Source organism: Bordetella bronchiseptica (assembly GCF_900636925.1).
Lineage (GTDB): Bacteria > Pseudomonadota > Gammaproteobacteria > Burkholderiales > Burkholderiaceae_B > Bordetella > Bordetella pertussis.
Genome location: NZ_LR134326.1, coordinates 2,952,915 through 2,966,934 on the forward strand (window position 1 = coordinate 2,952,915; position 14,020 = coordinate 2,966,934).

The following is a 14,020-nucleotide window of genomic DNA, read 5'->3' on the forward strand; positions in this document are numbered from 1 at the left end:
AGGCCCGCCCTCAGGCCGCCGGCAGCGCGCAGGCCGGCCCGGGGCGTCCGAACAGCCAGCCCTGGCCGACGGCGTGCGGCGCCCGCTTGAAGATGTAGTCGGCCTGGCTGCGCACTTCTATCCCTTCGATGACCAGGTGCAGGTCGAGCTGGCGGGCCATTTCTATGACCTGGTCCAGCACCGGCGCCGCGCTGTCGAAATCGCCGAGGGATTGCATGAAGATCCGGTCCAGCTTGATGCCATCGACCTCCCAGCGGATGATGTTCCCCAGGTTCGAATAGCCCACGCCGAAATCGTCCAGGAAGATCCGAAAGCCCGCGGCCCGGAAACGGCGAAACAGCACCGACGGCGAGGCGGTCGAAAACACCGCGGATTCGGTGACCTCCAGCACGACACTGCCCGGGCTCAGCCCGCGCTCGCGCACGCTTTGCGTAAGGAAATCCAGGAACGACTCGTCCTCGAGATCTTCCGGAAAGACGTTGATGCTCAGGTAGAACGGCGCATCGCCCGCCATCCGCGTCTTCATGCCGTCCAGCGCGGCCTGGACGATGTAGCGCGTGAAAGGCTGGCGCAGGCCCATCGCCTCCACCCACCCGAGGAACGTGACCGGGGAGATCGGCCCGACCTCGTCATGCGTCCAGCGCGCCAGCGCCTCCACGCCCGCCATGCGCCCCGAATCCAGCACGCGCAGCGGTTGATAAGCCACCTGTATCTTGCCCTTGCGCAGCGCGTCGACCAGGCTGGCGCGCAGCCCGAACGACCTGCGCCACCAGAGGAATACGATAAGCCCGACCCCGGCGCCCAGCGCCATGCCGCCCAGACCGGCTACGGCCACCGCGCCGCGCGCGTCCACGCGCGCCGTGGTTTCGACACAGATATCCGGCCCCCCCACTGGCGCGCAGGCCGCGGCCGTGCGCACGAGCTGAAACCCAGCGCCCCATCCCTGCCAGTCCTCGGCCGCGGACGCGTCGAACACCTTGTACACATGGCCTTGCTTGCGCGAATACAGCGTGGTCTTCTGCCCGCCCGCGCGGCGCACGATGTCGTCGAAGATGCCCGGAATCGTGAAAACCGCCAGCCGCTCGCTGGCCAGCACGTCGCCCGACAGCTCCGGCTGGATGGGGTTCTCCATGTTCTGCCACAGGAAGACCCCGTCACGCACCGTCCTGCCCCCGCGCGGCAGCACGTGCGGATGGCGCCATACGCCCCATACGGCGGAGCAGCGCAAGGCGCCATTGTCAATGCGCGCGATGTCGGCGACGTACTTCGAACGAAAGACCCGTTGCCGCAAGGCGGCGAGATCCCCCTCCGAACAGGCCGCGGGGGCCACGCGCGCCTCGAGCACGATATCGAGCTGCTCGCGCGCGATATCCAGCGAGCGCGCCAGGAAATGGGCGTTGTCGTGCTCGACCATGCTGGTCGCGTGCATGCCTTTCCAGGCATAGCCGATCGCTGCCGCCACCAGCCCGCAGGCCAGGACAGGCACAACGAAGAAAAGCAGTCTGTGCCGGACCGGAAGATATCTGATCGTCATGTTGTTGGCTTCCCGCCCGGACATGACGTGGCCCTGCGTCATGCCCATTTCGCCTGCCGGCGGGGCGTCAGACAACCGGCCGGGATCGCCGGCCACTCACTACCAGGCCCATCCTGCGCGCAATGCGGATCTGGCAACATCGCACTCGAATCAACGGCGTCCTACGCCGCTGGATCGGATGCTAGCAGTTTGTTTGACAAAACGCATCCAAGAATTGCGCCAAATGTCAAAATTTTGCAGCATTCGACCTTTTGCCGATATTCGCCAGCCCGGCGGCGCGACGGCGGTTTTCCGGCTCATGGCAGGCGCGCCAGCCTCCCTGCTTCGACCAAACGCATGACACACCCGTTCGCGCGAAAGGCCTACTGACACCGGCCGATACAACCGCGCCCGCGCTTTCTCTATGGTTGCCTTGGAACCGTACGCACCTGGAGAGAATCGTGAAAAGAAGAAGAAAGGAGGACGCCGACGAACGCGTCAGCTGGAGCTCTTACCTGCATGTCGCCGGCATCGCGCTGGTGATCATGGTCTGCACCGTCGAGCTGGTGGAGTGGCTGCTTGCCCGCGGCTCGTGACGCCGCGGGCAAGCCCCGCGGGCCCATTTCCCGGCGCTGAAGGGCCACGCCACTTGGAACGCCCCTGCGGGCTTGTTATAAACGGGGCTGTGTTGTCTTTGCCGGGCTGGAAGAGATGTACGTTCAAATATGGAGTCGCTGGGCCGCTTCGCTGTCCCTCGTGGCGCTGGTTTCCGGGTGTTCCTGGGTCGGGCTGGGGGATTCGGATCGCAAATCCACAGCCAGCCGTGTCAGCGACGAGTGCAGGTGGAACCGCAGCGGCTGTATCTACGAGGGCTCGTACGAGGCGGACGAACGCGACTATGCCGAGGCCGAGGCCAGGCGCCTGAACCAGGCCGAAATGGCGCGGCTGCGGCGCAGCGCCGGCAACTGAACCGCCGCGAACGTACAGGCGTACGGGCTGGCGCCCGCGCCGGGCCTCAATAGGACTTGGGCAGCCCGAGCACCTTCTCGGCGATGAAGCTGAGGATCATCTGCGGACTCACGGGCGCCAGGCGCGGTATCCACGCCTCGCGCAGATAGCGCTCCACGTGGTACTCCTTCGCGTACCCCATCCCGCCGTGGGTGAAGATGGCGTTCTCGCACGCCGCATAGCAGGCTTCGGCCCCCAGGAACTTGGCGCTGTTGGCTTCCGCGCCGCACGGCTGCTGCTGGTCGTAGAGCCAGGCCGCCTTCTGCACCATCAGGTGCGCGGCCTCCAGTTCCATCCAGGAACGCGCCAGCGGATGCTGGACGCCCTGGTTCTTGCCGATAGGCCGATCAAAGACCTCGCGCTCCCTGGCGTAGCCGGCGGCCTTGCGCAGCGCGGCCCGCCCCAGGCCGACAGCCTCCGCGGCGATCAGGATCCGCTCCGGATTGAGGCCATGCAGGATATAGCTGAACCCCTTGCCCTCCTCCCCGATCCGGTCTTCGACCGGGATGCGCAGGTTATCGATGAACAGCTGGTTCGAGTCCACGCACTTGCGGCCCATCTTCTCGATTTCGTGCACTTCGATGGCGGCGCGCTCCAGGTCCGTATAGAACAGGCTGAGGCCTTCGCTGCCCGTGCACGCTTCGATCGGGGTGGTGCGCGCCAGCAGCAGGATCTTGTTGGCCACCTGCGCGGTGGAAATCCACACTTTCTGGCCGGTCACCACGTAGTGGTCGCCCTGGCGCACGGCGCGGGTTTTCAGTTTCAGCGTATTCAGCCCGGTGTTGGGCTCGGTCACGCCGAAGCAGGCCTTGTCCTGCCCGGCGATCAGCGGCGGCAGCCAGCGCTGCTTCTGCTGCGCCGTGCCGAACACGACGACCGGATGCAGGCCGAAGATGTTCATGTGCACGGCCGAGGCGCCCGACAGTCCCGCGCCGGTCGCCGCGATCGTGTGCATCATCAGCGCCGCGTCGCTGATTCCCAGCCCCGCGCCGCCGTAGGCTTGCGGCATGGCGATGCCCAGCCAGCCGGCCTGCGCCAGCGCCTGGTGGAATTCGTGCGGGAAGCCCCCTTCCCGGTCCCGGTTGAACCAGTACTCGTCGTCGAACGGCTCGCACAAGCGTTCGATCGCCGATTTGATTTGCTCTTGTTCGTCGCTCAGACGGAAGTCCATGTCTTGTCCTGCCAGGTTGAAGGTCGAAAACGCGGTTCAGCGGCCCGAGGCGGCGGGGAAGTCGAGCTCGAGCTGGTGCTGGCCGAAGCGCGGCGGCGGCATGCGGTAGCGCGCCGGCGTGCGGCCCAGCTTGACGGGCGAAGCCACGCCGGCATAGCCGTCGCGTTGCACGACCATTTCCCGATGCACGGCCTGCGGATGCCGCAACGCCTGGGGAATGTCCAGGACGCTGGAGCAAGGCACGCCTGCGCGGATGAGGCGCTCGGCCAGTCCCTGCGCCGCGTGCCGGCTCAGCAGCGCGGCCAATGACCGGGTCAGCGCCTGCCGGTTGGCGCAACGCTGGCCGTTGGAGGCGTAGCGCGGATCGTCGGCCAGCGCCGCCGCGCCCAGCGCCTCGCACAGGATCCGGAATTGCCGGTCATTGCCGACCGCCAGGAACAGCGGATCGGTCGCCGTGGGGAAAATGTCGTAAGGGGTGATGTTGGGATGGGCATTGCCGGTGCGGCCGGGCGTGACGCCGGCGGCAAAATGGCTGGCCGTATGCGGATGCAGGATGGATAGCGCGCAATCGAACAGCGCGATATCGACGAACTGCCCGCGGCCGCTGCGCTGGCGCTCCTGCAACGCCAGCAGCACCCCGATGGCCGCGTTCATGCCGGTCACCATGTCCACGATGGGCACCCCCACGCGGGTAGGCTCGCCGCCGGGATCGCCGTTGACGCTCATGATGCCGGACATGGCCTGGATCGCTGCGTCGTAGCCGGGCATGCCCCCCATGGGGCCGTCGGCGCCGAAGCCCGATACCCGGCAATGGATCAGGCGCGGAAACCGCCCGCTCAACACCTCGAAGCCCAACCCCCAGCGCTCCATGGTGCCGCACTTGAAGTTCTCCACCAGCACATCGGCGCCGTCGAGCTGCGCCAGCAGCGCGGCGCGCCCGGCCTCGGACGACAGATCCAGCCAGGCGCCGCGCTTGTTGCGATTGATGCCCTGGTAATAGGCGGCAACCTCGCCGGCGAACGGCGGCCCCCAGGCGCGCGTCTCGTCGCCGCCCGGCGGTTCGATCTTGACCACGTCCGCGCCGTGGTCGGCCAGTATCTGGGTGCAATAAGGCCCGCTCAGCACCCGCGACAGGTCCACGACGCGTATGCCGTCCAATGCGCTGCCCGCCGCCATGGCCGCGGGCGTGTCTGCGGCGTTTCTCATGGGCGGATGTACGAGGTCTTGAGGCTGGTGAAGAACTCGCGCGCATAATGGCCCTGCTCGCTGCTGCCGTAGCTGGACGCCCCGCGCCCGCCGAACGGAACGTGGAAATCGACGCCCGAGGTCGGCATGTTCACCATGGCCAGGCCGCTTTGGACGTGGCGCCGGAAATGCGTGGCATGCTTGAGCGACTGCGTGCAGATGCCGGCCGACAAGCCGTACTCCGTGTCGTTGGCGATGGCCAGCGCGTGCTCGTAGTCCTGCGCGCGCAGCACGCAGGCCAGCGGGCCGAAAACCTCCTCGCGGGCGATCCGCGCGTCCAGGCTCACATCCAGGGCCAGGCAGGGCTGCAGGTAATAGCCGCGCTGCGCCCGCTGCAAGGCTGCGCCGCCGACAACGCGCTGCGCCTCGTCGCGCGCCAGCGCGATGTACGACAGATCCTTGTCGAACTGGGCGCCGTTGGACACCGGACCGATCTGGCTCCGCTCGTCCAGCGCATGGCCCACGTTCAGGGCCATGACCCGTTGCGCCAGCTCCTGCACGAAACGGTTGTAGATGCCCGGCGTGACGATGAGCCGGCTGGAGGCGGTGCAGCGCTGGCCCGTGGCATGAAAGGCGCCGTCGAGCGCGCAGGCCAGCGCGATCTCGAGGTCCGCATCGTCCAACACCACCAGCGGGTTCTTCCCGCCCATTTCCATCTGCAGTTTCTTGTGCCCGGCAACCGCCGATGCGGCGATCTTGCGCCCGGTGGCGCTCGACCCGGTGAAACTGACGCCCGCGACCGCCGGATGGCCGGTCAATACCTGCCCGACGTCCGCCCCCGTACCCAGGACCAGGTTGAACACGCCGTCCGGCACGCCGGCGGCCCGGATGATCTCGGCCAGCATGACCGCCGTGGCGGGCGTGAACTCCGACGGCTTGAGCACGACCGCATTGCCGCAGGCCAAGGCCGGCGCCGTCTTCCAGGCGGGAATGGCGATGGGGAAGTTCCACGGCGTGATCAGGGCCACGACGCCCAGCGGCTCACGCGAGATCTCCACCTCGACGCCGGCGCGTATCGACGGGAACATCTCGCCGCCCAGCCGGAACACCTCGCCGGCGTAGTAGTCGAAGATGTCCGCGGCGCGCTGCACCTCGCCGCGCGCCTCGGGCAGGGTCTTGCCCTGCTCGCTGGCCAGGGTATGCGCAAGCTGCTGGCTGTTGGCCACGATGCCGCGGCCGATGTCCTTGAGGATCTGCGCCCGCGCCGCCAGGCCCGTGGCGGCCCAGCCCGGCTGGGCCCGCCGCGCCGCCTCGACGGCCTGCGCCGCCTGCTGCGCGCTGGCCTGGGCCACCAGGCATACCGGCGCCGACAGGTCGGACGGATTGATGTTCTCGCTGTCGCCGGCGCCGCCCGCCCATTGGCCGTCGATCAGGCTGGTGATGGTTCGCATCTCGTCTCCTTCAACGCGCGCCGGCCTGCTCGCGCGCGGCGCTGATCATGGCCGAATAGGGGTAGTACGGCGGGAACGGCCCGATGGCGTTCATGTCCACCTCGACCAGCGTCGGGCCCCGCGTGGCCAGGGCCTGGGCCACCGTCGCGCCGAAATCGGCGGCGCGCTCGACCCGCCATGCAGGAATGCCCGCCAGCTCGGCCAGCTTCAGCAAGTCCGGCGCCAGCAGGCTGCTGTGCGCATAGCGTCCTTCGCACATCGCGTCCTGCATGTGCTTGATGACGCCATAGCCGCCGTCGTTCATGACGATCATCACGATATCCGCGGCTTCCTGCACGGCCGTCCACATCTCGGTCATGTTGAAGAAGAAGCCACCGTCGCCCGTCAGCAGCACCACCTTGCGGTCCTTGCTGCCTATCGCCGCGCCGATCCCCAGTTGCAGCCCCTGCCCTATCCCCGCGCCCACCGGATAGATGTTCTGGCTTTGCGCGTGCAGCGGGAACAGGCGATGGCCCCAGGTGCTGTTGCTCAGGGTGATGTCGCGCGCGAACACGGCGCTGGCGGGCATCACCGCGCGCAGCTGCGACGCGAAATCCTTGTAGGGGCCCAGCGTTTGCCGGAAGTGCTCGGCGGCCTTGGGCTTGGCCTCGCGCACCGCCTGCGTGAAGGCCGCGTCGATGTCCGGCCCCTGCTCGCGCAAGCGCTCCAGCAGCCCTTGCAACGTGACGGCCGCGTCGCCGCAGACCAGCAGCGTGCTGGCATAGCCGCGCGCCTGCGCGGCGGGATCGACATCGATCCTCACCAGGTTCTGCGGCAACGCCAGCTTGTGCTCCAGCGTCTCGTGTCCGCGCAGGCGCGAACCGACCACCAGCAACAGATCCGCCTGTTCGTACAGGGCCTGGACCGCCGGACTGCCCGGCCCATTGAGCGCCCCCAGATTGGCAGGATGATCGTCGCTGACCACCCCGTGCCCGTTCCAGCTGGTCACCATGCCGAAGCCCAGCTCCACCAGGGCGGCAAGTTCCTTGCCGGCGGCCCGCGCGCCGCCGCCCGCCCAGACGAGCGGCCGCCTGGCGGCCCGCACCTTTTGCGCCAGCTGGTCCAGCGCCGCCGGCGACGGCGCCAGCGCCCGCGGCGCGGCCACCCGGTACGCCTGGCTGTCGGCCGGCCGGGCCACCGGCGTGCGTTGGATGTCGATGGGGATCTCGACGCTGACCGGGCCGGCCGGCGCGCTCATGGCCTGCGTCCAGGCCTGCTTCAGGACATCCAGCGTCTCCTCGGCCGACCGCACCCGGTACGCCTGCTTGCTGACGGCGCTGAGCATGCCGAGCTGGTCCGGCACGTCATGCACCGCCCCGGTATCGCGGCCGAGATGGGCCGTGGCGCTCTGTCCGGTGATGTGCAGCAAGGGCGTGCCGGCAAAGCGCGCCTCGACCAGGCCCGGCACGGTATTGGAGGCGCCCGGCCCGGTGCTGCTGATCACCACGCCCATCGCGCCGGTGGCGCGCGCCAGCCCGTCGGCCATGTGCGCGGCCCCGGTCTCGCCACGCGTCATCACCATGCGGATACGCTTGTTCAGCGTGATGCCGTCCATCATGGGGATGTTGTGGACGGAAATAATGCCGAAAACGGTCTCCACCCCGTTATGGGCAAGAAAGTCCGCGACCAGATGCCCTGCCAGGTATTTCGACATCAAACTGCTCCCTCAGAATTGGCGAAGATTGGCGCGCTCGGCCAGGTCCTGGAACTGCTTGCCCTCGCGCGCCACGATTGCGCCCAGTTCCTGCGGTGAGCTGGCCGTGATCGTGTAGCCCGACGCCTGCATCCGCTCGCTGAACGCCTTGTCGGCCAGTATCTTCCGGGTCGCGTCGGCCAGCGTCTTGACGACGGCCTCGGGCGTACCCGCCGGCGCCAGGATGCCCAGCCATCCGTCGAAAATGAAGTTCGGATAGCCGGCCTCGGCCATCGTCGGCACGTCCTTGAACATCGGGTTGCGCTGGCCGGAGGTCACCGCCAGCGCCTTGACCCGCCCGCTTTCGACCAGCGACTTGGCCGTGGTGTTCAGGTCGAACAGCATGGTGATCCGGTCGGCGATCAGGTCGCTCTGGGCCGGCGCATTGCCCTTGTACGGAACATGGCTGAGCTTGATGTCCGCGTTGTCCTCGAACAGCTTGCCGGACAGGTGGTTCGACGCGCCCACGCCCGCCGATCCGTAGGTCAGCTTGCCGGGGTCGGCCTTGGCCGCCGCCACCAGGGCCTGGATGTCCTGATACGGCGCCTGCGCGTTGACCAGCAGCACATTGGTGTAGCTCACCACGGAGGCCACCGGCTGGAAGTCCTTCACCGGGTCGAACGGCGTCTTCTGCAGGGCCGGGGTAATGGTGACGGTCGGGCTGGCCGTGAAGAACAGCGTGTACCCATCGGCCGGCGCCCTGGCCACGGCCTGCGCCGCGATCGTGCCGCTGGCGCCCCCGCGGTTTTCCACCACCACGGACTGGTCGAGCAGGCGTCCCAGGTGCTGCGCGTACTCGCGCGCCACGATATCCACCGAACCGCCGGGCGAATAACCCACCATCAACCGTATCGGCTGGTTGGGATAGCCGCCCTGCGCCACCGCCGTGCCGAACGCGAGCGCGCCCAGCCAACCTGCCGCCACCAGCGTCTTGAACCGGATCTTCATGTTGTCTCCTGAATGTGTCGTGCGCCGTACCGCCGCCCGCGCGGCCGCTCTATGGCGCCTGGGCGCGGGGTCGAAAAACTATACCATGAATAATTCCTGCCATTGAATATTTATTCCTTCACAAGAATTTTTAGGAAGGCAGACGCACGACAATCCCGGCGCATCGGTGCTTGCCGGAACGTATCGAAAAGGTGGATGGGGCCGCGCGGGATGGGATGCCGGGGCGGCAAGGCGCCGCAATAGGCGCGCCCGGCTCTCGGCCGGGCGTCGGGATGCGCGTGCGAAGCGGTATCGCCCTGCTACGCCTGCTCGGGCGGACGGATCAGCCGCCCGGCGGGAAAGGAAAGCCGCGCCGGGCGGCTAGTCGACCTTGGCTTTCGCCTGCCTGACGATGGGCACCCATTTGTCGATATCCGCGTTGACCCGCTTTGCCATATCGCCGGGCGTGCCCTGTTCGAAGACCTCGAATCCATAGTTCTTCAGGGTCTCTTGCAGCTTCGGCTGCGCCATGGCGGCGTTGGCGGCCCGGTTCAGCTTGAGAACGACGTCATCCGGCGTGCCCGCTGGCGCCAGCAGGCCGAAATCCACCGACATCACATAGCCGGCCACCCCCGCCTCCATCATGGTCGGGACCTCCGGCAGCATCGGCGTGCGTATCGTTCCGGTCGCCGCCAGCGCGCGCAGCTTGCGCTCCTTGACCAGGCTGGACACGCTGGGCGTGTTGTAGAACCCGAAGTCGGTTTCGCCCGCCATGACCGCGCTGACCCCCTGGGGCGCGCCGCCATACGGGATGTGCATGGCCTGCGTATCCGTCAGGGACTTCAGCAATTCCGAGGACAGGTGATGGGTGGTGCCGTTGCCGCCCGAGGAATACGTCAGTTTCCCGGGCGCCGCCTTCATCGCGGCAATCAGCGCGGCGACCGAGGTGTACGGGCTGCTCGGCTTGACGATCAGGATGTTCGAGCCGCCCGCCAGATACGCGACCGGGGCGAAATCCTCGACCGGCCGATAAGGCAGCTTCTCGTACAGGCCCAGGTTGATCGCCCATGTGCCATTGGACCCCATGACGATGGTATAGCCATCGGCGGCCTGCTTGGCGACATAGCTCATGGCGAGCTGGCCGCCCGCGCCCGGACGGTTTTCCACCACCACGGTCTGGCCCAGCGCCTTGCTCAGGCCCGGCTGTATGGCCCGCGCCAGGATATCGGCCGTACTGCCCGCCGCCAGCGGCACGACCAGCGTCACCGGGTGGGTGGGAAACTCCGCGGCCAGCGCGCCTTCAGACAGGACGCTGGCCAGCAGCGCCATCCATAACACGTTCTTCATGCACTTCCCCTTGTTTGTCGTCGGGCGCCATCGCCGTGTCGGGTGGCACGCCTGCAAGGCAGGTTATCCGAAGGTCTGTGCGTGAAATAGGCGTGAAGCGCTATAGCGTCATGTCGTCATGTAATGGCCCGGCTGCGTCAAAACCGGCGCAGCACGTCACGCGCGATCGCGGCAAAGGCCTGCGCCGCCGGGGAAAGCGGATGGTTCGACAGCCGCACCAGCGAAATCGGCCAACTCAGGAACGGATTGCGGATCGGCACCGCCCGCACGCCGCGCGGCGCCTGCGCCGCCGCCGCATGCGGCAACATGGCCACGCCCATGCCCGCCTGGATCATGCCCACCGCGGTCGACACCAGCACGACGCGCTGGTCCACGCGCGGGTGGATGCCGTTGGCCACCAGCAGGCGGCTGATCACCAGCCAGGGCGGCGCGTTGGGGTTGAGCTGGATGCAGGGCAGCTCGGCCAGTATCGCCGCGTCGATCGCTTCGCGGTCAGCCAGATAATGGTCGTCGCGCATGAACAGCGACACCCCGCCGTCCCACAGCAGCTCGGTCGACAGGCGCGAATCGTCGCTGCCGACCACGGCGCCCAGGCCGACGTCGGCCTCGTGGGACAGCAGCTTGTTGCGGATCTGTTCGACCACGCAATCGACCACGATCAATTCGATATTGGGGTGCCGCTGATTGAAGGCCACCAGGATGCGCGGCAGCAGGGTGGCGGCGCTGACGTGGCCGACGGCGACGCTGACCGAGCCGGACTTGAGCGCCGACTGGTCGCGCGATTCGCGCACCGCGCCGTCGATGGAGAGGATCGCCCGGCGCGCGATGTCGGCCAATGCCTGGCCCTGGCGCGTCAGCGTCACCTCGCGGCCGCGCACCACCAGCGTTTGCCCCACCTCGGCCTCGAGGCGCCGGATGAGATGGCTGACGGACGGCTGCGACATGCCGAGCTGCTCGGCCGCGCCGGTGAAGCTGGCCGTATCCCCGATGGAGACCAGGGCGCGCAACTGACGCAGGGAAACCGATTCGATAGCATCCATCATAACGTCGCATCATGCAGGAATAGCTCGAATACTATAGCAATATGGGCGTGGCCTCCATAGCATGGCAAAAACCCCTCCTGTACACCGAGACCGCCATGCCGCACTCCGACTACGCCCGCCACCTCATGGGCTCCGCCACCATAGATCCCACCGGCGCCTTCGAGGCGGGCAGCTTCGCCAGCTTCACCCTCACCTACACCGCCGGCTACTTCGGCATCGACGACACCGGCTCGATCAAGATCGTGCACCGCTTCGCCAGCGACATGGGCAAGCCGCAGTTCACCGATCCGCAGGGCTGGAACTACACCACCGTCGAAGCCGGCAATGGCGCGGTGCTGCACGTCGAGTACGACGGCAAGCGCAATATCCGCCCGTGGGACAAGACCCTGTTCATCCGCGTCGTGCGCGGCTATCTCGAGGAAGGCGAACAGATCATCGTGCGCTTCGGCGACACCCGCCAAGGCTCGCCCGGCATGCGCGTGCAGACCTTCCACGAGCCGACCTTCGAATTCAAGGTGCTGGTGGACGCGTTCGCCACGTACAACTATGTCGAGATCGAGGCCTCGCCGACGATCTCCGTGGTGGCCGGCCCCCCTGTCCGGTACAAGGCCGTGCTGCCCAGCCTGTCGCTGGCCGGCCAGCCGCTGCGCCTGGGCTTCAAGGGCGAGGACAAATGGGGCAACCCTTCCGACCAGGCGCAGGGCCGCTACACCCTGCGCAGCAACCTGCGCATGGCGCGGATGCCCGAGTCCTTCGAGATGGCAGCCGGCGCCTATGCCCACGCGATCGAAGGCATCGTCGCCGCCGAGACCGGCGACCTGCGCCTGGAAGTCCTGCACGGCGACCGGGTCGTGGCGCGCAGCAACCCGTGCCGCGTCGCCGCGCAGGCGGCGCGCAACCACTACTGGGCCGACCTGCACGGCCAGTCGGAAGAGACCATCGGCACCAACTCCGCCGAGGAGCTCATCCTGTTCGCGCGCGACCGCGCCTTCCTGGACGCGATGAGCCACCAGGGCAACGATTTCCAGATCACCCAGGAATTCTGGGAGCACCTGAACACCCTGACCGCCCGCTACGACGAGCCCGGCCGCTTCGTGATCTTCCCCGGCTACGAATGGTCGGGCAATACCGGCCTGGGCGGCGACCGCAACGTGCTGTACCTGCACGAAGGCCGTCCGCTGCACCGTTCGTCCCACGCCCTGGTGGACGACCTGTCCGACCTGGACTCCGACGCCAACAGCGCCGATGCGCTGTTCCAGGCCATCAAGGACGAGGACGCCGTCGTCTTCGCGCACATCGGCGGCCGCTACGCCGACATCACGCTGTCGCACGACCCGCGCATCGAACGTTCCATCGAAATCCACTCCGACTGGGGCACGTTCGAATGGCTGCTCGAGGACGCCTTCAAGCAGGGCTACCGTGTCGGCATCCTCGCCAACAGCGACGGCCACAAGGGACGCCACGGCGCCAGCCATCCCGGCGCCTCGCTGTTCGGCGCCTACGGCGGACTGAGCTGCCTGATCGCCGACACGCTGAGCCGCCAATCGCTGGCCGAGTGCCTGCGCCAGCGCCGCCACTACGCCACCACCGGCTGCCGCGCCTACCTGGACGTGGCGGCGCACTTCGATGCGCCGGCGCGCCGCTACGCCGAAGATCCCAGGCTCGCCCCCGATGCCGCGAGCACGCAGGTGCGCAGCGCGGACATGGGCGCCATCCTGGCCTGCGACACCGACATGGTCGAGTTCGAATTCGACCTCGCCACCGAGGCGCCGATCGAATCGGTGGAAGTGCGCAACCGCATGGACGTGGTCCAGACCCTGCGTCCCTTCAAGCCAGCCGACCTGGGCCGCCGCATCCGCATCGTCTGGGAAGGCTCGGAGTACCGCGGCCGCGGCCGGCAGACCGTATGGGACGGCAGCGCCACGCTGCAAGACAACGCCTTTGTCGACCCCAAGCCCATCAATTTCTGGAACCTCGACAAGACGCTGCAACAGCCGCAGCCCAACCACCTGTGCTGGCAGTCGCTGACCACGGGCGGCTTCAGCGGCGTGGACGTGATGCTCGAAGACGCCGGGCGCGGCACGCTGTGCATCGACACCGACCTGATCCAGGCGCGCATCCCGGTGGCCGACATCGGCCTGGAGCCGCTGGTCTTCGAGAACGGCGGCATACGCCGGCGCCTGCAAGTGTTCCGCCTGCCGGACGAGAACCCCGCCTGCCACCTGAAGGCGCGCGTGCAGGTCCCCTTGCATACGGAACAGGACAACGCCCTGTACCTGCGCGCCACGACGGAAGACGGGTTCTTCATCTACTCCAGCCCGATCTATATAGAACGAAAGGCGTAACGCCGCCCCGCCCGGCCGCCGCCCCGGCGGCCGCGGCATTGCCGCGCATCCGCGCCGACCGGCGCGGCGCCACGGCATCGTTTCCGCGCCTGGCCGGCACGGGATTTCCAGGCGGCCATCGGCGCGCCCGCCGGCCGCCGCACGCGCCGGATCCGGGCCCGACACCCCTCATTCAAATTTCTTTCTTCCCGATTCCGTTTCCTGTATTATTAATTGACCGGTCATTCTGACTATTATTTAAATAGATGTGCTGCCAGGCCGCCCTCGCGCCCGGCTGCGCCGACGCAGGAGACAATCG

11 protein-coding genes are annotated in these 14,020 nt (G+C 67.6%); 3 read left to right on the top strand and 8 right to left on the bottom strand.

What is annotated here, in order from left to right:
* Positions 1-10 precede the first annotated feature (10 nt).
* Positions 11-1,534 (bottom strand): EAL domain-containing protein, encoded by a 1,524-nt coding sequence (locus tag EL288_RS13725; RefSeq protein WP_225665779.1) that lies wholly within the window; start codon positions 1,532-1,534, stop codon positions 11-13.
* Positions 1,535-1,974: 440 nt separating this feature from the next.
* On the opposite strand from EL288_RS13725, the gene EL288_RS24545 reads away from it, so the two are divergent.
* On the top strand, positions 1,975-2,109 hold the full coding sequence (locus EL288_RS24545) for a hypothetical protein (protein ID WP_003810792.1): 135 nt from the start codon (positions 1,975-1,977) through the stop codon (positions 2,107-2,109).
* 160 nt (positions 2,110-2,269) lie between these two features.
* Entirely contained in the window at positions 2,270-2,482 is a 213-nt protein-coding gene (locus tag EL288_RS13735) for a hypothetical protein (RefSeq protein WP_003810790.1), read from the top strand.
* 46 nt (positions 2,483-2,528) lie between these two features.
* On the opposite strand, the gene EL288_RS13740 is transcribed toward EL288_RS13735, so the two are convergent.
* The 7 genes from EL288_RS13740 to EL288_RS13770 form a co-directional block, all read right to left on the bottom strand.
* On the bottom strand, positions 2,529-3,692 hold the full coding sequence (locus tag EL288_RS13740) for an acyl-CoA dehydrogenase family protein (protein WP_015063903.1): 1,164 nt from the start codon (positions 3,690-3,692) through the stop codon (positions 2,529-2,531).
* Positions 3,693-3,728: 36 nt separating this feature from the next.
* Positions 3,729-4,898, bottom strand: a complete 1,170-nt coding sequence (locus tag EL288_RS13745) for a CaiB/BaiF CoA transferase family protein (protein WP_003810786.1) — start codon at positions 4,896-4,898, stop codon at positions 3,729-3,731.
* A complete protein-coding gene (locus EL288_RS13750; RefSeq protein WP_003810782.1) occupies positions 4,895-6,328 on the bottom strand; it encodes an aldehyde dehydrogenase family protein in 1,434 nt (477 codons plus the stop codon). Before EL288_RS13750 ends, EL288_RS13745 begins: the two co-directional genes overlap by 4 nt.
* A gap of 10 nt (positions 6,329-6,338) precedes the next feature.
* Entirely contained in the window at positions 6,339-8,021 is a 1,683-nt protein-coding gene (locus EL288_RS13755) for a thiamine pyrophosphate-binding protein (protein WP_003810780.1), read from the bottom strand.
* A 12-nt stretch (positions 8,022-8,033) separates the two neighbouring features.
* A complete protein-coding gene (locus EL288_RS13760; protein ID WP_003810779.1) occupies positions 8,034-9,008 on the bottom strand; it encodes a Bug family tripartite tricarboxylate transporter substrate binding protein in 975 nt (324 codons plus the stop codon).
* Between the two features lie 360 nt (positions 9,009-9,368).
* On the bottom strand, positions 9,369-10,334 hold the full coding sequence (locus EL288_RS13765; RefSeq protein ID WP_003810778.1) for a Bug family tripartite tricarboxylate transporter substrate binding protein: 966 nt from the start codon (positions 10,332-10,334) through the stop codon (positions 9,369-9,371).
* A 137-nt stretch (positions 10,335-10,471) separates the two neighbouring features.
* The gene (locus EL288_RS13770) at positions 10,472-11,377 is read right to left on the bottom strand and encodes a LysR family transcriptional regulator (RefSeq protein WP_003810776.1); all 906 of its coding nucleotides are present in this window, start codon (positions 11,375-11,377) and stop codon (positions 10,472-10,474) included.
* Between the two features lie 95 nt (positions 11,378-11,472).
* On the opposite strand from EL288_RS13770, the gene EL288_RS13775 reads away from it, so the two are divergent.
* Positions 11,473-13,722: a DUF3604 domain-containing protein gene (locus EL288_RS13775; RefSeq protein WP_003810772.1), complete on the top strand. Its 2,250-nt coding sequence runs from the start codon at positions 11,473-11,475 to the stop codon at positions 13,720-13,722.
* Positions 13,723-14,020: the final 298 nt, after the last annotated feature.